Source organism: Dictyobacter formicarum, from assembly GCF_016587435.1.
Map to the genome: position 1 here is coordinate 116,443 of NZ_BNJJ01000015.1, position 20,385 is coordinate 136,827.

19 protein-coding genes and 4 pseudogenes are annotated in these 20,385 nt (G+C 56.0%); 4 read left to right on the forward strand and 19 right to left on the reverse strand.

Translation table 11 applies throughout. The annotated features are described in order from the left end of the window. Positions 1-18: 18 nt before the first annotated feature. The 9 genes and pseudogenes from JMI88_RS40830 to JMI88_RS24850 all read right to left on the reverse strand — a co-directional run. The gene (locus JMI88_RS40830; protein ID WP_201364653.1) at positions 19-780 is read right to left on the reverse strand and encodes a glucose 1-dehydrogenase; all 762 of its coding nucleotides are present in this window, start codon (positions 778-780) and stop codon (positions 19-21) included. Positions 781-847: 67 nt separating this feature from the next. Continuing rightward, positions 848-1,834 (reverse strand): aldo/keto reductase, encoded by a 987-nt coding sequence (locus JMI88_RS24820; RefSeq protein WP_201364654.1) that lies wholly within the window; start codon positions 1,832-1,834, stop codon positions 848-850. A gap of 278 nt (positions 1,835-2,112) precedes the next feature. After that, the gene (locus JMI88_RS24825) at positions 2,113-2,859 is read right to left on the reverse strand and encodes a dihydrofolate reductase family protein (RefSeq protein ID WP_201364655.1); all 747 of its coding nucleotides are present in this window, start codon (positions 2,857-2,859) and stop codon (positions 2,113-2,115) included. A 312-nt stretch (positions 2,860-3,171) separates the two neighbouring features. Next, the gene (locus JMI88_RS40205) at positions 3,172-3,294 is read right to left on the reverse strand and encodes a hypothetical protein (RefSeq protein WP_268906015.1); all 123 of its coding nucleotides are present in this window, start codon (positions 3,292-3,294) and stop codon (positions 3,172-3,174) included. 91 nt (positions 3,295-3,385) lie between these two features. Next, positions 3,386-3,805 (reverse strand): zinc-binding dehydrogenase, encoded by a 420-nt coding sequence (locus JMI88_RS24830; protein WP_201364656.1) that lies wholly within the window; start codon positions 3,803-3,805, stop codon positions 3,386-3,388. Beyond that, positions 3,786-3,938, reverse strand: coding sequence for a hypothetical protein (locus tag JMI88_RS24835; RefSeq protein ID WP_201364657.1), 153 nt, complete (start codon positions 3,936-3,938; stop codon positions 3,786-3,788). The genes JMI88_RS24830 and JMI88_RS24835 overlap by 20 nt, the downstream gene beginning before the upstream one ends. A gap of 96 nt (positions 3,939-4,034) precedes the next feature. Continuing rightward, positions 4,035-4,136: pseudogene (locus JMI88_RS40835) on the reverse strand (NADP-dependent oxidoreductase); the annotation flags it as partial. Positions 4,137-4,362: 226 nt separating this feature from the next. After that, a complete protein-coding gene (locus tag JMI88_RS24845) occupies positions 4,363-5,406 on the reverse strand; it encodes a zinc-dependent alcohol dehydrogenase family protein (RefSeq protein WP_201364659.1) in 1,044 nt (347 codons plus the stop codon). A gap of 69 nt (positions 5,407-5,475) precedes the next feature. Then, positions 5,476-5,849: pseudogene (locus JMI88_RS24850) on the reverse strand (aldo/keto reductase); the annotation flags it as partial. Positions 5,850-5,973: 124 nt separating this feature from the next. On the opposite strand from JMI88_RS24850, the gene JMI88_RS24855 reads away from it, so the two are divergent. Continuing rightward, positions 5,974-6,921 (forward strand): AraC family transcriptional regulator, encoded by a 948-nt coding sequence (locus JMI88_RS24855; RefSeq protein ID WP_201364660.1) that lies wholly within the window; start codon positions 5,974-5,976, stop codon positions 6,919-6,921. Between the two features lie 293 nt (positions 6,922-7,214). Further along, on the forward strand, positions 7,215-7,364 hold the full coding sequence (locus tag JMI88_RS24860) for a hypothetical protein (protein ID WP_201364661.1): 150 nt from the start codon (positions 7,215-7,217) through the stop codon (positions 7,362-7,364). A gap of 62 nt (positions 7,365-7,426) precedes the next feature. Here the strand turns inward: JMI88_RS24860 and JMI88_RS24865 are convergent, their stop codons facing one another. From JMI88_RS24865 to JMI88_RS40840, 3 genes and pseudogenes are all read right to left on the reverse strand, one after another. Further along, positions 7,427-7,921 carry a hypothetical protein gene (locus tag JMI88_RS24865; RefSeq protein WP_201364662.1) on the reverse strand — a complete coding sequence of 165 codons (495 nt, stop codon included), beginning with the start codon at positions 7,919-7,921 and terminating at the stop codon, positions 7,427-7,429. 173 nt (positions 7,922-8,094) lie between these two features. Further along, entirely contained in the window at positions 8,095-8,484 is a 390-nt protein-coding gene (locus JMI88_RS24870) for a PPOX class F420-dependent oxidoreductase (RefSeq protein ID WP_201364663.1), read from the reverse strand. Positions 8,485-8,839: 355 nt separating this feature from the next. After that, positions 8,840-9,742, reverse strand: a pseudogene (locus JMI88_RS40840) (SDR family oxidoreductase); the annotation flags it as partial. Between the two features lie 40 nt (positions 9,743-9,782). Here JMI88_RS40840 and JMI88_RS24885 point away from each other — a divergent pair. Both JMI88_RS24885 and JMI88_RS24890 read left to right on the forward strand, forming a co-directional pair. Further along, entirely contained in the window at positions 9,783-10,220 is a 438-nt protein-coding gene (locus JMI88_RS24885) for a winged helix-turn-helix transcriptional regulator (RefSeq protein ID WP_236023054.1), read from the forward strand. Further along, complete coding sequence (locus JMI88_RS24890; RefSeq protein ID WP_236023055.1) at positions 10,154-10,732, forward strand: transposase; 579 nt, start codon at positions 10,154-10,156, stop codon at positions 10,730-10,732. Before JMI88_RS24885 ends, JMI88_RS24890 begins: the two co-directional genes overlap by 67 nt. A 435-nt stretch (positions 10,733-11,167) precedes the next feature. Here JMI88_RS24890 and JMI88_RS24895 read toward each other — a convergent pair whose 3' ends face one another. The 7 genes and pseudogenes from JMI88_RS24895 to JMI88_RS24925 all read right to left on the reverse strand — a co-directional run bounded on the left by JMI88_RS24895 (position 11,168) and on the right by JMI88_RS24925 (position 20,157). Then, positions 11,168-13,135 (reverse strand): multicopper oxidase family protein, encoded by a 1,968-nt coding sequence (locus JMI88_RS24895; protein ID WP_201364666.1) that lies wholly within the window; start codon positions 13,133-13,135, stop codon positions 11,168-11,170. Between the two features lie 44 nt (positions 13,136-13,179). After that, the gene (locus JMI88_RS24900; RefSeq protein ID WP_201364667.1) at positions 13,180-14,724 is read right to left on the reverse strand and encodes an FAD-dependent oxidoreductase; all 1,545 of its coding nucleotides are present in this window, start codon (positions 14,722-14,724) and stop codon (positions 13,180-13,182) included. A 51-nt stretch (positions 14,725-14,775) separates the two neighbouring features. Further along, positions 14,776-15,405: a lactate utilization protein gene (locus JMI88_RS24905; RefSeq protein WP_201364668.1), complete on the reverse strand. Its 630-nt coding sequence runs from the start codon at positions 15,403-15,405 to the stop codon at positions 14,776-14,778. A gap of 194 nt (positions 15,406-15,599) precedes the next feature. Next, on the reverse strand, positions 15,600-16,046 hold the full coding sequence (locus JMI88_RS40845) for a YybH family protein (RefSeq protein WP_201364762.1): 447 nt from the start codon (positions 16,044-16,046) through the stop codon (positions 15,600-15,602). Continuing rightward, a pseudogene (locus JMI88_RS40850) lies at positions 16,047-16,493 on the reverse strand (nuclear transport factor 2 family protein); the annotation flags it as partial. Positions 16,494-16,585: 92 nt separating this feature from the next. Then, a complete protein-coding gene (locus tag JMI88_RS24920) occupies positions 16,586-16,795 on the reverse strand; it encodes a DUF8691 family protein (protein ID WP_201364669.1) in 210 nt (69 codons plus the stop codon). Positions 16,796-16,938: 143 nt separating this feature from the next. Beyond that, positions 16,939-20,157 carry a winged helix-turn-helix domain-containing protein gene (locus JMI88_RS24925; RefSeq protein WP_201364670.1) on the reverse strand — a complete coding sequence of 1,073 codons (3,219 nt, stop codon included), beginning with the start codon at positions 20,155-20,157 and terminating at the stop codon, positions 16,939-16,941. Positions 20,158-20,385 lie beyond the last annotated feature (228 nt).

Sequence of the window (20,385 nt, forward strand, 5' to 3'; positions counted from 1 at the left end):
AGCTCATAACAGTCATCTTCAGCGTGCCGTATAGCCACCGTCCACCAGGAGCGCGTGATCGATTACAAAGCTGGCACCAGGGCTACAGAGCCAGAGAACGGCACTCGCAATCTCCTCTGGCTCGCCCAGACGCCCAATTGGTTCGTCCTGCACCATCCGGGTCAGGGTAGTAGAATTACCGCCGATCATCGCCTGCGTCATTGGCGTCTGGATGGTCCCTGGGCAAACCGCGTTGATACGGATGCCACGGGCGGCGTAGTCGAGGGTGGCAGTCTGCGTCAGGCCGAGCACGCCGTGCTTGGCGGCCTGATAGGCCCCCAGTCCGGGATTGCCGACGACACCGCTAATCGACGAGCAATTGACAATGGTACCGCCGCCTTGCCTGAGCATCTGGCGCAACTCGTATTTCATACAGCTCCACACCCCGCGCAGGTTGATTGCCAGCACGCGATCCCACTCGTCGCTGCTGATGTCTGCCGTGTCAGCACGGCGTTGCATGACACCCGCGTTGTTGAATGCCGCGTCCAGTCGCCCGAAGCTGGACACGGTTCGCTCGATCAGGGATGCCACCTGATCGTCATTGGTCACATCGCAGCGAAGAGCGAGAGCCTTCCGACCGGAGGCTTCAAGTTGTTCTGCGGCAGCACATACCGCTTCCTCTTGGATGTCCGCCAGCACCACTGCCGCCCCCGCCTCCGCGAAGGCTTTCGCGGTCGCCAGACCGATGCCTGAACCGGCCCCAGTCACCAGCGCAACTTTCCCGTCGAACCATTCGTTCATCTTGATTTCATCTCCTTTTCATGATGAGCGGCTTGAGCATATCCCCAGGCATTGCAGCCTGCCTTTCTTACCAGGCATAAGCTTCGGGAGCAGCCCCACCTGGACCGGGGAAGATCTCGTCGAGTTTGGAAAGCGTCTCTTTCGACATGGCTATCTCAAGCGCACGCAGATTCTCGTCAAGCTGCTCGGTGGTGCGCGGCCCGATGATGGGTGCCGTCACGACGGGGTTCGCCAGCAGCCAGGCCAGTGCCACCTGTGCCGGTTCCTCTCCCAATTGGGTACACAAGTGCTCATACGCCTCCAGTTTTGTGCGATTTTGCTCTATGGCGACCTTTACGCCGGAACTGGCTCGGCGACCCGCTTCTGCCTTCCGCAACGCGCCAGAGAGCAAGCCACCGCCCAGAGGACTCCAGGGAATGACACCCAATCCATATGCCTCACAGACAGGCAACACCTCTAGCTCCACCGTGCGGGTGAGCAGATTGTAGAGGCTCTGCTCGGAAACCAGCCCCAGGAAGTGGCGATGACGGGCCGTCTCATTGGCCTGTGCAATGTTCCAGGCGGCGAAGTTGCTACTGCCAACATAGATCACCTTGCCTTCGCGCACTAACTGCTCCATCGCCTGCCAGATCTCCTCCCACGGCGTCGCGCGGTCGATGTGATGCATCTGGTAGAGGTCGATGTGATCGGTCTGGAGGCGACGCAGGCTGTCCTCGCAGGCTTTGCGGATGTGGTAGGCGGACAGGTGCCGGTCATTGGGGCCGGTCCCCATCGGCTGGTACACCTTGGTCGCCAGGACAATCCGCTCGCGCCGGCCACTCTGGGCCAGCCATCGCCCGATGATCTCCTCGGAGATACCATAGCCCTGCTCCATGTCTGGGGACTGCGGGCCCCCGTACACGTCCGCGGTGTCGATGAAATTGATCCCGGTCTCCAGAGCCTTGTCCATGATCCCGAAGCTGGTGGTCTCGTCCGCCACCATGCCGAAGTTCATCGTGCCAAGGCATAAACGGCTGATCTTGAGTCCCGTTCGCCCAAGACGTGTGTACTGCATATCTTTCCCCTTTCTTTCAAACAAGGCAGATAATGTGACTCACAGCATTAAATATCCACAAAATCCGCCAACGAGAGAGCTTTGTTGGTCACGCATGAAGACTCACGATCCCGTATCTTGCGGTTTTCAGGTTGTTCCTTCTTGAAGAAAGGCCCTGCTTGCATGCACAAGCAGCGAAACATGTTCTCTGTCTGTCACAATTATAGACGCGCCTTCGCACAGGGTGGTAGAAGAATTCTCGAAAATGATTGTCTAATTCTGCACATCTTTCATCCCTCTCACTGGCCTGACGGACTTTTCTCCACTGCATAATGGAGCCATACCATCCCTCCCTCTAGGAATTCCGTGCCGATAAGGCGTAACGATTGACCCTCAGCGGGCCGTTCATTGGCTTTGCCGAGATAATTAAAAATGCTCGGCACACCAGCAAGGCCATCAATACCGGGATAGACCAGCAGGCTGATTTCATCGATCAATCCGGCTTTCAGGAAGAAGCCATTCGTCATGCCACCTCCTTCGAGAAGAAGGGTTTTGATGCCGAAGGTGTCACTGAGAACATTCATCGCATACTGCAGCTCTCTACTTTGGGATTCATTGCCCTCATCGCCCTTCGAGGCGGTAAAGAGGTAGGAAACGCCGTCATGATGAAGCTCAGCAAGGTAATCGTCCGATACGTTCTCTCTGAGAACAGCGATAATGTGGTCGCCATCGGCGTGGTCCTGTCCGTAATGGAGCTTCCCATGAAGATCGATGACGACCGCGACAGCGCGCCCGTTACGATTGCCGATGAACGGTTCGCGCAGGTCAATCATCGGTTTTTCGATCTTGCGGGCGGTGCCTTTGGCATAATCCTCCATCGTAGTGCGTCCGACCATCCAGCCGTCGGCATGAAATCGACTGGAAATTTGGTTGTAGTATCCGTGCAAAAGTGTCTCATCGATTCCGGCGGCAGGTTTGGCCCACCGATCAACCAGCAAGCGACCGTCAACTGAACTGACCATATGACAAATAATTTTAGGATGCATACCGACTTTACACTCTTTTCTATCATGTTTGTTCCGCGATAAAGTCATCAATGCTGATGACCCTGACTTGCTTCGGAAAACTTTTTCCATGAGTATTCGCTGATGAATTGGCCCCTCTATCTGACAGGTCTCATGCCTATACAATGGCAGATCTTTCCTCAAAGGGACGTCCCAACTTATCTGGAACAGTATCCTCTATCTGAGAGCAGTATAGACGCTCTGGAGCGCAGGGTAATAGAATAATTGCGGAAAATGATTGCCTGATGCTGCAGAATTTCCCAAGAGATGATAGAGAAACCAGAGAAGAGATTGCTATGGATGTGATGATGCGCACGCGAGGCCGAACTGATGCAAGCCAACCGTGAGGCTCTGGTGGAGCGGATCGGGCAGGCCATCCGCGAAGATGGGACCGCCCAATCGCTCCAAGGGTTGCATCTGTATCGCCACTTTGTGCCTCTGGAGCGGGTTTACTGTGTGGTCGAGCCATTTCTATGCATGGCTGCGCAAGGCAGCAAGGAGTTCCTGTCTAGAACTCTAAAACGATGCGGCCCCGAACCCCACCACGATCGAGCATCCGGTGCGCGTCGACTGCCTGGTCGGCTGGAAACACGGCGGTCACCCTGAGAGTAAGGACTCCGGACTCGACCTGCTCGGCCAAACGCGCAATGTCCGCGTGGTCAGTCACTGAACCGCGGACATTGATCCGGTGCACGGTGATGTCGCGGCCTGGCTCACCATCCCAGAAACGCACGACGACGATTTGCCCGCCGTTGCGGATTGCCGGGGTGATCTGCTCGCACAACAACGCGCCGTCGGCGACTGCGTCGAGCCTAGCGGACACGACATTGCGGAACCGTTGCGCCATACCGTCGCCACGACGCACAATCTCACTGGCACCGAAGGAGCGGATGAGGTCGACGTCAGTCTCAGCGGCGTCTGCGACCACATGAAGACCCTCGGCGGCCGCAAGCTGGATTGACGTAGCCGCCGAAGGCACCGGCTCCGCCGGTAACTCCCAGCGTGGCGCCGGCGGGCAGCGCGAGGGTGTTAAGAGCAACGCGGGCAGTGAGAGCATTCATCAGGAATGTCGACGCCTCAACAAAGGTCGATCCCGTTGGCTTGCGGGCAACCGAGGATGCCGGGACGACGACGTACTGACTGTAGCCGCCGTAGCTGCCGTGATTGTCGACGACTGCCACGACATCCTGGCCGACTGACCAGCCATGCGACCGTTCGGCTCCGTCGCCGACCTCGTCGATAGCCCCGGCAATATCCATTCCTGGAATGAACGGCGGCTGCAAGCTTGCGTAATAGTCGCGCAAGCGGCAACGGCAGGAATGCTATGCCCGTCTGGAACGGGCTGTAGCCTCTGCCGTTTTGCAGGAATTGTGAGAAGAAGTAGAGAAAACTAAAGCTCGCACCAATCCAGCACAACCATGAAATAGCTCATGAGAATTATTGCTAAGATCGTTGTGCGCCGTCCAGCCGTTTCTTTCACGTTTTCTACATCGCCCCTACTTTGATCAGGGATTTAATCGCGCGGCGCTCATCCATCGCGGCATAGGCGTCGGCAATATGGTCAAGATCGGTGGTGAAATCAAAGACGCGGCCCGGGTGAATCTTACCAGTGAGGACCGCATCCAGCAGTTCAGCCATGTAGGCACGAGCCGGAGCGGGACCACCGCGCATCCCAACATTGCGATAGAACGTCCCCTCGGCCGGAATCTCTACATCGTGTGGCACACCAACACGACCGACAATCGAGCCGGCTCGCGCAATCGCAAAGGATGTCTGGTTCGCTTCCTTTGTTCCGACACACTCAAGCACCGCGTCAACACCGATGCCATCCGTCAAAGCCATGATGGATTTGACGGCCTCATTACCACGCTCCTCGACAATGTCAGTTGCACCGAACTCATGAGCAAGCGCCTGGCGCTCAGCTTGGCGGCTCATCACAATAATGCGCCTGGCACCGAGGAGCTTGGCGGACAGCACTGCAGACAAGCCAACCGCACCATCACCAACAACAGCCACGGTGTCTCCCTGTTTCACCCCAGCCGAGACTGCCGCATGATAGCCAGTAGCCATCACGTCTGAAAGGGTCAGGAGCGAAGCCAGTGTTTCATCAGAAAAATCGGAACCTGGAACAACAACGAGCGTACCGTCAGCGTGTGGGACACGCGTAAACTCTGCCTGCCCACCATCACCTTCGTTCCCCATGCCAAAGAAACCGCCATGCGTGCAGGCTGTGTGAAAACCGGCCTGACAGTTCGGGCACGTGCCATCGCTGAAAGCGAAAGGTGCAATGACGAAGTCGCCTTTCTTGATGTCTTTTACGTCAGTTCCGACTGCTTCGACCACGCCGATAAACTCATGACCGACCGGACCCTCTTGGTGTGGTGAGATCCCCCGATAAAACCAGAGGTCAGAACCGCACACACAGGCCCGTATAACACGTACGATGGCATCAGTCTGTTCTTGAATCGTTGGTTTTGGGCGTTCGCTTACTTCGATTTGGCCTTTACCCTTAAATATTGCTGTTTTCATAACGACTTCATCTCCTTTTCACTCGTGATAAACCAAAATGCGACGTACGTCATACCCCCTTTTTTTCGCTCAGCGACCGCTCATTCGCTCCATCTGTTCGGGATACCGAGCCCCTTGTATCGTGACCTGTGAGGCAACGCTCTCGATCTCGCGCAGATCGTCGGACGAGAGATTAACGGCAACTGCTCCGATGTTTTCCTCCAGCGAGAGAGCTTCGTGGTGCCGGGAATGGGAACAATCCACGGCTTCTGCGCTAGCAGCCATGCGAGCGCTATCTGAGTAAGTGTTACCTGCTTGCGTTCTGCGATCGTGCCAAGCAGCTCAACCAACGCCTGATTCGCTTCTTGAGCCTCAGGCGTAAAGCGAGGGATGGTGTTGCGGAAGTCAACACGATCGAACGTCATGTGTTCGCTGATCTTTCCTGTCAGAAAGCCCTTTCCAAGAAGGTTCTCTGCAGGTCATTATAGACGCGCCTTCGTACAGGGTGGTAGAATAATTCTCGAAAATGATTGTCTGATTCTGCACATCTTCCAGATGGGCAAGACAGAAACCAGGAAAGGGGTTGCTATGACTGTCATGATTTACCAGCAGGGAGAACATGAGGCCCTGTGGGTGCAAGCCAACCGCAAGGAACTGGTTGAGCGGATCGGGCGAGCCATCCGCGAAGATGGGACCGTCCAACCGCTCCAAGGGCTGCACCTGTACCGCCACTCCGTGCCTCCTGAGCCAGTTCACAGCGTGACCAATCCGTCGGTGTGCGTGGTGGCCCAAGGGAGTAAGGAGTTCCTCCTGGCCGAGAGCCGCTACCGATACGACCCCTTTCACTACCTTCTAGTGACGGTCGATCTGCCCACCGTCGGCCAGATCCTGGAAGCCTCGAAGGAGCGACCCTACCTCGGTTTCCGTCTGGATCTTGTCCCCACTCTTGTCACTTCGGTCATGCTTGATGCCGGCCATGCCTCACCGAGAGATCGTACGGATGTGAAGGCCATCGATGTTAGTCCGTTGGACGGAAACCTGCTGGACGCTACCGTGCGGCTGGTAAGGCTCCTGGATTCCCCTACCGAAGCGCCGGTCCTTCTGCCGCTGATCACACGGGAAATTGTCTATCGGCTCCTGATGGGTGAGCAGGGTGCCCGGCTCCGCCACCTGGCGACTCCGGAGGGGTACTCTTCTCGCATCGCGAGGGCGGTCGAGCGGCTCCGTCACAACTTCGACCAGCCTCTGCGCGTCGAGCAGCTCGCCCGCGAACTGGACATGAGCGTCTCGGCGTTCCATCAGCACTTCAAAGCCGTCACCGCGCTGAGTCCCCTGCAATTCCAGAAGCGGCTGCGGCTGCAAGAGGCGCGGCGTCTGATGCTTTCGGAAGATCTCGATGCTCAAGGAGCGGCTTATTGCGTGGGCTACCAGGATGCCTCCCACTTCAATCGCGAGTACAAAAGCCTCTTCGGCGTTCCACCCATGCGCGACGTGCAACGGCTGCGGGAAGAGGTTCTCACCTATTCTGACCGCTGAGCCAGAATGCCCGTCCGATACGGCATCGTCCATTTCATAATGATAAGTAATTCTCTCTTGTAAGAACACCTGCCAAGAGAAAATAGAACACATTGCTTTGTGATCGAGCTTTATACGTATCCTGAGCCTGCCTCTATAAGACATGCCCCACAGAACGACTCACCCGATCGTGACAAACCCTTGATCAATTGGCCTTTTTTGATCCAGTTTCCTTAGCGTTGTTTTTCGTTCCATTCATACTCAATGGCCATATGCAAGATGCCTTAGAAGAACTTTGAGAAGCAGGCAAAGAAGTGCTGGCTTCTGATGTAGCCCGGTTGTCTCCGTTGATCTCCCAGCACATCAATTTCTCGGGCACGTATCATTTTCACTTACCCGACAATCTTTCTGCTGGGCAACATCGTCCATTGCGCACACCAGAGCAGCCTGACGACGAACCATAAAAATGGTTCTTCCCCTATGAAAGAGCAGAAGGTGCCTCCGTTCTATGCGCCTTCTGCTCTTTTTACCGTTTTTTCCTAAACCACTTTTCTGTTCCATTGCACCACAGACCCCAATCAGTGGCGTGATTGCCTGCTGCCACAAAGTTGATTTGTTGCGCATCCGCGTGATGAGTCGCCGGACCCGTCTCGTGAGGCAGGTACAAACTCACGGCCAAGTTTTCAAATGGTTGCACCGCCAGCGGAATCGGATCGCTGACCACTTCGGCACCTAGAGGAATCGTCACTTCCGTGTGTCCAGAGAATGTCACGGCCTTCACCGTATTCGACACAAGCTGCGCACCACTCAACTCAGTTCCGATTGTCGCCCGGCCAATTGTGACCGCCTGAGTGCCAAAGGTATTACTCAGTCGAATACGAACTGTCGTACCGCCTATGCTGGTGAAGAGAATATTCCGTACCGTCTGATCATCGAAACCATGTGCTGCCAGATCCGCGGGGAAAACGAGGGGATCAGGGAAGAAGCGGCTTGTGGACTTGCAGTCCAAGACCCTACCCACCCTGGTTTGCTCGTGGTTGTGCTTTGATGGATACTGGTCCTATTGAAGGCTCGCACTGGTTCCACCGAAAAAAACAAGGTGGTAGCAATCAGGAGAACAATGAGTAGAGCGCTGACCGAGAAAAATCGGCGTGTTGAGAGATGGAGTACCATGTTTGTTTTCCTTCTTAGAGATTAGAGACCCTGACCAACGATGTGATGCACCTTCACAGAGAGAATCACACGCGGTTCATCCTGATAACGCCAGGAACTTTCGTAGCGGTCGGACAGCGCATTATAAAAGACTCCATTGGGGTCTTCGTCTATTCGTTCAACCATCTCACGAAACTCAGCATAAAGGTGGGGATCATCCCTGTCTGCAATAGAAATGGAGACACGCGGGTCTCGCTGGATATTCTGATATTTCTGTCGATTGGTGGTATGGGTGAATTTGAGATACTCCCCATCCCACAAAAACCACATTGGAGAAGACTGTGGCTCGCCGTGAGATCCAATCGTCGCAAGGAAGGCAAATGCCTTCGATTGCAAGATCTTCTGAATCTTTGGATGATGTATGTCTATCATGTAAAATATCCTTTCTCTTCTTTTGAAGATCGGTACATGTTATTTTTATTGCCGCTGAAATGAGCCTATTGCCACAGGCGGCCACACAATTTGCGATGCTTCGCCCCTGATCACGACCAGCACGGGCAGCCAGATCTCGTACTGAGGGGGCGAGCGGGTTTCCTCCGATGGAAGTCAGGACCGCTTTCCTGGCCTCATCAGGCGCGATCATCTCTACCTGCGCCCCATTGCTTTGCAACTGCTCCACCTGTTTCTCCAGGTTCCTCGGTGGATGCTGCGAGTCATTGGCATGGGTGTCCGCTTCCCTCCATTGTCCTCACAGAGAACAGTATGACCAGTTTACTGCATGACCGATCTAAGGGATGACCTTGCGGCGACGAAAATCCTCGAAAATGTTCAAGAACATCACTTCTGTGTCAACATACTCGTGGAAGCCAAAGCGACGAGCTTTTGAACCGTCCGCGAACATGTCATAGTCCCAGGAGAAGACAAAATCACCGAAGCCCCAGGGCGCTATCTTTTGATAGGGGTGGGGAGCAAGCCCGTACTTCTCGATCATGGCATTCCAAAGTGGCTCCTTGTCGGCCATAACGACGTTCAGCGACATTGGCAGCGGAGGAGCCACCTCCAGGTCAAAGAAGTGCGCAATCTTCGGTCACATTTCGCTCCAGCGGAAAAGATCACCGTTGTTGATGTTGAACGCCTGATTGGCGCATCGTTCGTCGGTGGCGGTCCAGACGGTCGCATGCGCCAGTAGTCCCGCGTCGGTCATTTCTAGCAGCTTATCGTATGCGCCTGTCTTGCCTGGAAAGCGCAGCGGCAGCCCTAGTTCCTTCGAGATGGAGGTGTAGACTGCGATCACGGCGGCCAGATTCATCGGGTTGCCCAGTGCGAAGCCTCCGACCACAGATGGACGAATCGCTGACCACGTCCAGGTTTTGCCCTTCTGCCGCTGCTCAAGGAAGTTCTGCTGATCAACATTGAACTCAGGAGGCATATGAGGGGCGTCAGTCCCGCTAGCTGGTGTCTTGAACGGGCCTAGATGCGCGCCATAGACCTTATAGCCCTGCATCAGGCTCACATGCTGCAAATTGGGTGCAATTGGTTCGATTGCCTCGATTACATGGACAAGCATGGCAAGATTGGGCGGAACCAGTTCAGCCCAGGTTGGCCGGTCCTGGTATGCGGCATAGAAAATGTGTGTGACCTGGGTAAGGCCGCTCAATTTCTCGTGACAGTCGTCTCGATCAAGCAGATCAAAAAGAACACTGCCAAGATCTTCAGCCCATAGTGTGCTGATGGCCCGCTGTTATTCGCGGGAAGTATTCGATCTGATTGCTGATAAGTGGATCGCCCTCATCTTTGCTCTGCTGGAAAAGCAGCCCACGCGCTTCAATGAGCTAGAGCGTGCGATTGAAGGAATTTCCCACAAGATGCTCACGCAAACGCTACGCAATTTGGAGCGCAGGGGAATTGTCGAACGCAAGGTCACGCCGACTCTTCCGCCTGCCGTAGAATACTCACTCTCTCCGCTAGGAACCACCCTCATCCCGCTGATGGCTGCCCTGCGACAGTGGGCAGAAGAACATATGGAGGAGGTTGAACAGGTTCTTCAGGCATATGAAGAGAAGGAAGAAAGGTCTGACTATTCCCACGGGTTGCGCAACCCGTGGGCCCAACGGCTCAAGCGCTCGTTGAACTGGCTCGCACCTCGATTGCCAGCGGGAGAGCCGTAGCCGCGCGCTCCAAGAGCCTCTCGATAGTGTGTGACCAGTTGGAACATACCCAAGCCAATCTGGCTCAGCTTGAGCAAGAAATCGATCAGTTGCTCAGCAACGATCCCCAGGCAAGGCGCTTGCTTGCTGTTACCGAGTTTGGGCCGCTGACGGTTGTGGTGCTGCGAGCCGAATTGGGGGATGTGCAGCGCTTTACCCGTATGGATCAAGTCGTGGCCTACGTTGGGTTGGATATCCAGGTCAAGCAGAGCGGAAAATGGAAAGGACAACGCAAGCTCTCCAAACAGGGGAGCGGACGAGTACGTCGCTTGCTCTACCTGGCGGCCTTGCGCTCGCTGCATGAGAAACATTCTCCCTTCAAGGACTACTATCAGCGTCTGCTGGATCGTGGCATGAAAAAAGGGATGGCTCTAGTTGCCGTGATGCGAAAAATGATCATCGTAGCTGTTCACCTGCTCAAGACGCAGGATTTCTACGATGCGAACAAGGTTGGCATTCAATGGGTGAGCTAGCCGCGCGGCTAGCTCACCCATTGAATGCGCCCCCCACCCCAAGGGAATGCGGTGGGGTTGCACCTGGAAGGCTTCCAGGCGCTAGGGGGAGAGATTGTGTCTTTTTTCCAAAACAGATCTTCTCCAGTCAAACGAGAACAAATTCCCGCCCCCAAAAGGGGGCTTGACAAATGTTATGGCTTCTATTCAGTAGAGTGATCTGTCAGACACGTGATCTTGACCCCCTCAAGAGAGGATCTTACGCGCGACGAAACGGCGCACGATGGTCGCGGTGGGTCCCTTCGTTGTGGATCTAAAGCACTCCCAGCGCGTTGGGCTTCATTCTGGCTGGTTTACCGTGCCAGGCCCGACCTCAAAGGGGCTGGAAACCCCTTCATACGCCAGGTGAAGGATCATCCCCGCCGCCGCATGATCGAGATTATGACAGTGATTCATTCATATCCCCAGATTATCGGCACGAAAAGCAACTTCATAGCTTTCTCCCGGAGCGATGTTGAGCGTATCAACCCACCAGGGACTTCCTGTGACAGGTCGCCCATTGTAGCTCAGCACCAACATATGGTGTCCATGCAGATGCATTGGATGATCCATCCAGCTTCGGTTGACAAAGCTCACTTTGACCAGATCTCCTTCATGCACCATCAGCATCGGTGTATTCGGAAACACTTTTCCATTGATGGGCCATACAGATTGCATTTTGCCATCGTAGAAGCCTATCATGTCATCAAGCACGAGCGAGAATTCCTTGTCAAAGTGACTTGACAGACTAAATGGCGTCTGTTGTGGACTCCCATATGTGGCTGGATTGAAGACGGGACCATCTGCCAGCGCAGGGGCGTTCCCTGTCCCGTCTCGGCTCAGGAGTAATCCCACTTTCGAACTCTTTTGCAGCCAATCGAGCGACACTGCCGTATCTGGCATCGTAAATTGAATATCATACCGCCCGCCAGCGGCGACCAGAAGCCGTTGCCTGGTCAGTTCTGTAGGAGCATGCAGATCCGTCCCATCGATAGCAATTACTTTAAAGGAGGTGCCAGAGAGGACAAAATTGATCGGGAGACTATCGGTATTAATCAGGCGTAAGCGAACAGGAGTCCCCAACTGTACGGCCAGCCGTTTTAACGTATCGAACGTATCAAATGCCTGCTGATAGCTTCCCTCCTTTGTTGGCCAGCTATGAGCAAGAACCGGGATATCCTTTCCGGTGAATGAATCGTCTCGTGGGAGCACGATCAACGCGCCAAACAGCCCCTTCTCTACCGCTTCTTGAGACGCTTGATGTGAATGATACCAATACGTTCCTGGCTGGTTCTTTACCACAAAACGATAGGTAAAGCTCTCTCCCGGCTGAACGGCATTTTGTGTGACCCCGGCAACGCCGTCTTCTGCATTTGGGACATCCAGCCCATGCCAGTGTAACGTAACGCCTTCTTTGGGAAGCTTGTTGATCAGTTTTACCTCAACCAGATCTCCCTGATGAACCCGCAATTCTGGCCCTGGGAACTGTCCATTAAAGGTCCAGGCATTGACCGTAGCCCCAGAACTTAAGCGCATCTGCGCCTCCTGCGCAACAAGAGTAAAACGCTCATTCGGCTCTCCACTCTGCGGTCCGACAAGGCTGGTCACAGAAACGTCATTTTGCTGACTATGTTGCATATTGTGACCTGTCATACCGCCCGTCATATTGTCCATCATATTGCCTGTCATAGGGATGCGATCAGGAAGACGACTCGCTTGAACGGACCAGGAAAACCAGCCGGTCAGGCAGAGAGCTACTACCGCGAGAACAATCACAATGCGTAATGGAAGGTGCCACCATCTCACCCGCGTTTCCGCCAATTGAGGTGTCTTCCTCCCATTGGAGAAGAGAGGTAGCTTCTTTCCAAATGTATACCAGAACCAAAGAACAACACAAAAGAGCGCAAACAAAATCAGGATAAGAGGCAAAGACGAAGGGTCGGTGTATATAAGCGTAAGGTAGGTATCGAGCACAACACCAACGACCGTTATCAGAGTTGGTACCAACAAAGCCGGTGCCGTAGCATCTTGTTTGGCAGGTGACTCTCCATCTTGCGGGAGGTTACGCGACATTCTGCGCAAGAACGGAAACGAGAAAAGGAGAACGGAGAAAGCCGGCAGAAACAGCAATGGGAGGTCCAGAAGCATTCTCTCCTGAGCAAAAATCCAGCCAAAGAGGACCCATTTAGCAACAACAGCCCCCAACTTTATCAGCACAAGCAGTTCAGAGAATCCCAACCAGAACAAACTTCTCCGTATTCCCAGCCGTTGCCTCTTCGACGACGCCTGTCTGGGAAGAAGAAAAACCTGAGATCCAGCAATGATCCATACTATAAGCAGTAGAAAAAGAATGATATCATCAACAAAGTGAATTGATACGTACATATATTCCTCCATACGTGTTGTTTTCCGTATTGCAATCAGTCAGACTACTGAGACACTAAGACTTCTTCCTCCTGCGCAAAGGCTTGCAGATCTTCAAAAGAGCGGGAAAAGTCGGGGATGATCTCATCAAGGATCGCCTCGAAGCGTTGAGGATAGCCCTGGAGAAGCTCTGCTAGCAGTTGCCGCTCCTCTGAAGCTTCTCCCACAGCGAGTAAGGTGGCGAGCACGCGTGCATTAATCACTTCGCGTGGTGAGATCAGCAGTCCATTCATCAAGAAGTTTTTGAGCATATACGTTTGCCCCTGCATGCCTTTTTGGATCAATTCCCGATCAAGCACCGGGCCATATTTGAGATACAGGTCGAGATACAATTGGATTAACCTGACGCCGCGCAATGGCGAGGAACCCGTATAGGTCACTCCAGCCGTATTGAGATCAGAGACACTACTGAGCCACCAGGCCGGGGCAATGGCCTCCTGCATGCGCTGGAGCACATACCGTTCAAAGCCGGGGTGAGGATAGCTCTGCTGCTCGTGTAAACAACGCGCCAGGGTCTCTGCCTCAATCGCGGCCACGCTCATGCCTTGTCCGTAGATGGGGTCAAAATTGCAGAAGGCGTCTCCCATGACCAGCAGACCAGTGGGCCAATCCTCCATCTGCTCAAAGTGATGGCGCACACACACCGGGATGCGGTAGCCGCGCGGATCGTTCAGTGGCTGAGCGTCTTGCAACAAGGTGGGAAGGTATGGCCCGATGGCGGCGAGTCGTTGCTCAAACGCCTCGGCATCGGTAGGAGGATAATGGCCTCCGATATTGCCGATGATCATAGCGCAGGTGTGGTTCTCAAGGAGCGAGAACGCAACCCCATCGCTCTGAGAGAATGGTTTGAGCGCGGTACTCCACTCGTGATGCGCGTCTGGCGGGAACTGGTAATAGCGAGTGCTATAGCCAATGGCGGAATGGACCTGCTCATCCTCAGGCAGAGAATAGCCCAGTTCCTGGAGCCAGTGGGTGAGTTTGGAGGAACGTCCACTGGCGTCAACGATCAGGTCCGCAGCTAAGGTTGTCCGCTCGGCGAGTTGTCCATGCTCACGCACGCAGATCCCTGTGATACGTTTGCGGTCATGTGACGCGACGAGGCCAATCACGTCCTGATGAGACAGAAAACCCACGCCTGCAAGCGCTTGCACCCGCTTCCGTATTTCCCACTCCAGCAGAGCCCGGCTACACGATACATCCTTGCCCGTCGCGTTGGGAGCGCTGAGGGCCGTGCGTCCATCCCTGGCAATCAGAAGACTTTTGGTATGCTCCAGCGAGAAAGCTCCGTGCTCAAGCAAGCCATCAAGAAAACCAGGAAACAGGCGTTCCAAAATCATCTTGCCACGTGGCAACACCCGATGAAGATGATGGGACTGTGGTGTGCCTGCACGTGGTCGAGGTTCTGCGGGCAATGCGTCTCGTTCTACCACCAGTACCTGCTCATAATACTCCGCAAGCACCCGTGTCGCCAGCAGGCCAGCGATGCCTGCACCAATCACCACTGCCTGCCGTGGCTTTTCTTGCGTTCCTGTTGTTGTTCCATCCTGCATATCTATAGCACCTTTCTTATTCTTCTACTTCTTTTTCTGCGACCAGATCTCCTAGAAGCCAAGCTGCTGCTTGACCAGGACCATCGTGATACGACCGGGCTCGTGCTCTGCATTGATGGTCAACAGTTTATTGATCGCGCTGGGCCGGCCGTAGGCTTGCTGGGCACGTACCTCTTCTAAGGGAAGGCTATATTCGCGGATACGGCGAAGTCCCTCTTCCAGCGTGCGCACGAGCTTTTGTGTGCCAACCACCCAGATCACTGTGTTCGCGCCAAAGACGGCGGCACTTAACTGGCTGCCAGCGGCTGATGCAATGAGCACCTCACCCTGTTCGGTGATCGCCTGGACGCTTCCCACCAGGACATCGGGGGCTGCGACCAGTTTGCGCATCTCGTTGCGCTGGGTCGCGTAATCAAGTGTCGATAACTGAGTGCGCACCGCTTGAAAGTGGCTTGCGTGTTCGATCTGCTCCGCCAGGCCAATCACCTCAAGGGTACGCGAGGGCGAATTATAGACCGCTGCGCCCTCGGGGATCAGGTCAAGCACATACTTTTGTGCTTCTTCGCCGGTTTCAAAGATGACAGCTTGTATGCCGTGCGCTTGCAGGGTCTGGACGGTTTTCTCGATCTGCTGCTCTGATGCCAGTTGCGTGAATTCGGTCTGTGATAGATTAGTCGTCATTGCGATTGTTTTCTCTTTCTTATCTTTTGTCCATTTTGAGATGAACCTGATGGAAGGTTGCTGACGACTCTGTTGATGAGTTATCCCCTCTCACCTCATCTGGTCGATCCTCTCGTTGCTGAGAGAAGCATTCATCAACAGAAGAAAGGTCCACAGGTGATCAGATTCATCTCAAAATGTCTCTTCAATTATGGCTATGGCTTGAGGTCGAGCACCGCTTTGCCATGCTCCAAATCGACAGGCACCGAAGCCTGCATGTGCGCGATCAGCCACTTACCGTTCATCTTCTGAAAGCAAGCGGTCCAACGCAACCAGTTCCCGATCTTCTGCCCGGTGGGCAGGGTTGCGCTGAGCCGATTGAAGCTGTGGGCGAATGCCACGTCATCACCCACCGTGATGGACAGGTCAACCATTTCATAGTTGATCGGACCTGGAAACAACGAGAACACCTCTTTCCATTGTTTCCTGTATGCATCTGCTCCCACGTATTGCAGCGGGGGCACGATATCGAACGACACCAGTTCGGGCGCGTACATGGACATCACCCCATCGAGGTCCTTCGCGCGAATCGCCTCGACTCCACCTTCTATTACCCTTTTGATTGCGGCTTCATCGTTTTTCTTGTTGTCTTCAACTGTCATCGTTTCCTCCGTTGCCTGGGGCGCCGAGCCCGCAAGCGGTGTGTGGTCGAGGTATCTGACCTCGTAGACGCGCTCGGCGAACTTCCAGCCGCCCTCAGTGCGCTGGTAGCGGTCGTGGTACACGGCGTAGTTCAGCCCAGACCTGCCGTCGCGCAGGCGCGCGAGCTCACAGATGTAGGCCCGGCCGGCCGCGGTGGAGCCCTCCAGCTGGATCGTGCCTGGATGCGTAGTTTGCACGAAGTAGTCCCACTGCCCCTGCAACCGCTTGCTCCCGGCGCGGATCTGCTCCCGGCCAGTGAGTTCGACGATGGGGGGTATCTGCCACACGCCGTCCTCGGTGAACAGCGACGCCAGGCGGTCGGGGTCACGCATCATCACTGCGTCAGTGAACTCGCCGCGCAGCGCCTCGATCTCGAAGCGATCAACAATACTCTCTAAATTGCTCATTGATGTTCTCCTTCGTCTGAGTGCTTCAATCGCCATGACCCCTCGGAGTCACGCGCACATCATCTGTCTTTCATGGGCGATCTCGTGCCTGCTCACGCACCTTCCGCCTGGCTCGTTTCAAGCGAGAGCAGCACCAGGCCAAGCCGGATGAGCTGTAAGAGCACCCCATAGAGCGCTGACTGATCCGGCAGCACTCCTGAGAGCAGCGTGGTGTCAGTCTCCTGCTGCTCGAGGTGTAATCCCCCAAACCGGTCTTGCCAGGATGGGTCCAGATGTCCCTGGATGCGAATGCGGTAGTACATCGGTCTCCTCCTCTGTCTCTGTGGAGTGCTCTGTTCATGGGGAAAGTATAGATGGGGCATGCCCTCCAACACAGCCCTCAAAAGTGGAAGAAAAGGGGAAGTTTTGAAAGGCAGGATGACGCCCTGTTGGGGAGAACGAGGTGCTAGAGCAGCGAGTGGGCACGCGCCAGAGCCACTGCCTGTGTGCGGCTGCTCGCTCCCAGCTTGCCGAGCAGGTGACTGACATGTTTCTTGACGGTGTCCAGAGAAATCACCAGGGTCTGAGCGATATCCTGATTGGAGGCTCCGGCAGCCAACAAGCGCAGGACTTCCTGTTCGCGTCGAGTGAATGAAATCTCTGGCGCGGAGGAGATGACCGATGGCTGCCGAGCCGAGGAAAGCGCAGGCTCGGATGTGATTGCCCCCTCTAGCGATCTGCTCGCGCCCGACTGCTCCTGCTCGAAGGCAGCTAGCAACTTTGCGATGGAGGCCGTGGGAGAAACTGCCCACTCGTGTTGCTGGGAATGTGGGGTGAACAGCGCCTGGAGCGCCTCCTTCATCAGTTTGCCTTCATCCAGGTACACGCGCAGGTAGCCCTCTGGCTCCGTGAGAGCAAAGAGGCGCTCCGCGATCACGCGTCCCTGCTCACGCTGGCCTACCTGCTGCAGCGCTACCAGCAACTGAGCCAGATACGTCATGGTGATCCTGACATTGGCCGGTCGATCCAGGTGTCCGCTAAAGCCGTCCAGCAAGTTCAATGCTTCTCGAAAGCGACGCTGGGCGAAATACACGCGGATCACAACCGGGAAAGCTTCATACAGGTTTCTGTCCCATGGCCCCTCTGGAAAAAAGACGCCACGCACCCAATCGGACGCCTCCTTGAGCTGTCCTTGCGCCAGCCACCACTGCGCTCGCACGATGGGTAACCAGTCAGAGAAGATCGCTGAGCGCTCGCGTTGCATCCACCGCTCCAGCTCGTGCAGCGCGAGCTCGGCCTCCGACCACGCACCTCTCGCGAGCGCAACTCTGACGCCCTCGATGTATCCTTCTGCGAGCACATCCAGATGCTGCCAGGTAGTGGCGTCCTGCACGACCGTGTGGAGCCGACTGCGTGCTTCCTCCAGGCGGTTCCACTGGTAATACACCCGTGCCAGCACGACTTCAAAGTAGCCTTTGAGCAGAGCATAGCCTGCAGTTTGCCCGATCAGATCGAGAGCCGCCAGGCTCTCCTCATACGCCAGGCGCAGTTGTCCCGCCTCCAGCACCGCCATTGCCAGCCATTGCCCGACCTTGTAGGTCGCATAGCGGCTTTCCGACCGGCTCGCCTGCTTTTTAGCAGAGAGCAGCCGTGGCACCAGGCTTGCTCCCTCTTGCCGGACCCCGTAGTGAAGCAGGAAGCTACAGGCGAGCGGCACGAGCTGCCAGATCGCCTCCTCCTCGCGCTCAAGCTCCTCCTCGATCTCCTGCTCCATATTCTTCATACGCTCTTCATCCCCATGGGCCACAGCTTCCCAAAAGGCCAGATGGATCTGGAGCAGGCGCAGACGCCGGGGCAGCAGGATGTCCTGGCCGGGCTGGGCTTCTCGACCTTCGGCGAAAGAGAGGGCGCCTGCTCTTGTGGCCGAGAGCTCCTGATCGATCTCGCTACCAGGTAGCCGCAGGAGCGTTTCCACCCGCGCCATGAGTTGCCGGGCCTCCTGGGAGCTTCTGGTGCGCCGGTCCTGGGGGGTCTGGGTCACCGTGGAGAGCAGGTAGAGTGCTGTCGTGAGCAAGAGAGGTGCGTGCTCGCGCACCGTCTGCTCCGGCAGTACCAGTGCCCAACGGGCCATCGTCGCTATCTCTCCACGCAGCCAGAACGCTTCGACCGTCTGCTCCATGAGATTGGCTGCCATAGAGTAGTCAGCAGCCTGGAGGGCATGGCTCATCGCCTCGTGAACGTCGCCCTCTGCCTCATAAAAGGCGGCGGCCCGGCGGTGCAAAAGTGTCGCCAGATCTGGCTGGGTAGCGTGCAGAACGGCGAGCAGCGCTTCACGGAAGAGCTCGTACAGGCGATAGCTGCGGCGCTCCTCATCCAGCGGCACGACAAAGAGGTTGGCTCGCTCCAGGAAGACGAGCATCTGTTGGCTGGCTGCCCTGGTGGGGGCAGCGGTCACGGCCTGGCACGCGGCGGCTGACATGTGCGAGAGGAGAGCGCTCTTGAGCAGAAAGTCGCGCACGCTCTCAGGCAGATGGACCAGGATCTCCTCTTGGACGTAGTCCAGAAGATAGCGCTGACTGCCGGTCAACTTCTCAAGGTAGGCCGCGCGATCTGCGCGTTTCTGCAGGGTGAGCGCGGTCAGATGCAAGCCGGCAATCCAGCCCTCGGTTCGGCTCACCAGCTTGCGCACCTCGTCGGCTTCGAGCGCAGGGGAGAGCAGCTGGCCCAGATACTGGCTCGCCTCCCCCTCTGCAAAGCGCAGTTCGTCTGCACGGATCTCGGTCAGGTGTCCGCGCACCCGCAGGCGTGCAAGGGGCAGCTCCGGGTCGACGCGGCTGGAGAGGATCAGGTGGACGTGCGCAGGGAGATGCTCCAGGTAGAAGCACAAGCCCTCGTGAATAGCTGGGTCCTGGATTACCTGATAATCGTCGACAATCAACACGATGGGGGCAGCATGTCCCTCACAACCTTCCAGTTCCTGGAGCAACGCCGTGAGCACGGTGGATAGTGGTGGCGGCTGGGGGGATTGCAGCAGCGCCATCGGGCCTGCTCCAAAGCTGGAGGGAAAGCCGGGGCAGTGGCGCAGAGCTGCGATGAGCGCGACCCAGAAGCGCGTCGGCGTCGTGTCCAGTTCGTCCAGCGAGAGCCAGGCGACCTGGCTCTTTCGCCGACTGGCCCAGGTGGCCAGCAACGTCGTTTTGCCAAAACCTGCCGGAGCCGAGACCAGGGAGAGCCTCGTAGCAAGCGCCGCATCGAGGGCGGAAAGCAAGCGCTCGCGCTCGACGAACACGTTCGGCAAGCGCGGCGGAGAGAGCTTGCTGGAAAGCGGCGCTATCCCCTGGGAAGTTGCGGGCGCGGGCTTCTGTTCGGGCAAGAGCATCCTGGCGGTCTCCTCTAAGCGAGCCAGCGAGAGGGTCTGCGTCCGCCCCAGATAGCGCTTGCGGGTGCGGCGATGGTGCGTGCGATAGGCATACCAATAGCCGCTTCCACGGGAGCGGGCTTCCTTGAGGACCGAGATCCTTCCCGCTTGCCCCTCAAAGGCAAAAGCGGCATGTCCGTCTAACCAGCGAGCAAATGTTGACTGGTCTTCTGGAAGGAAATCCTGCTCAGGTTGGCCGTGGCTATAGAGGGTGTAGTGTTTGTGCTCGTGTGACCAGATGAGCGCATGGACTAATGGTTTAGGCATCGTTTTCTTCCCTTGCCGTTGGGTATTCCATCCCCCCAATCCCCAACACGCAGAAGTATACCACACCCAAAGGTCGAACCGCGAACCAGCCTGGGCATGGAACGCTCCATCGCTGTGAGGCCGCTGAGATGTCTCGGAGGGTTGTGTTGCAAGAATGAAGGGGTGATGGTAATGCTCTGTCAAGCGAGGTTTGCAACGGAAGAGCCAATCTGTTATCCTTGAAAGCTC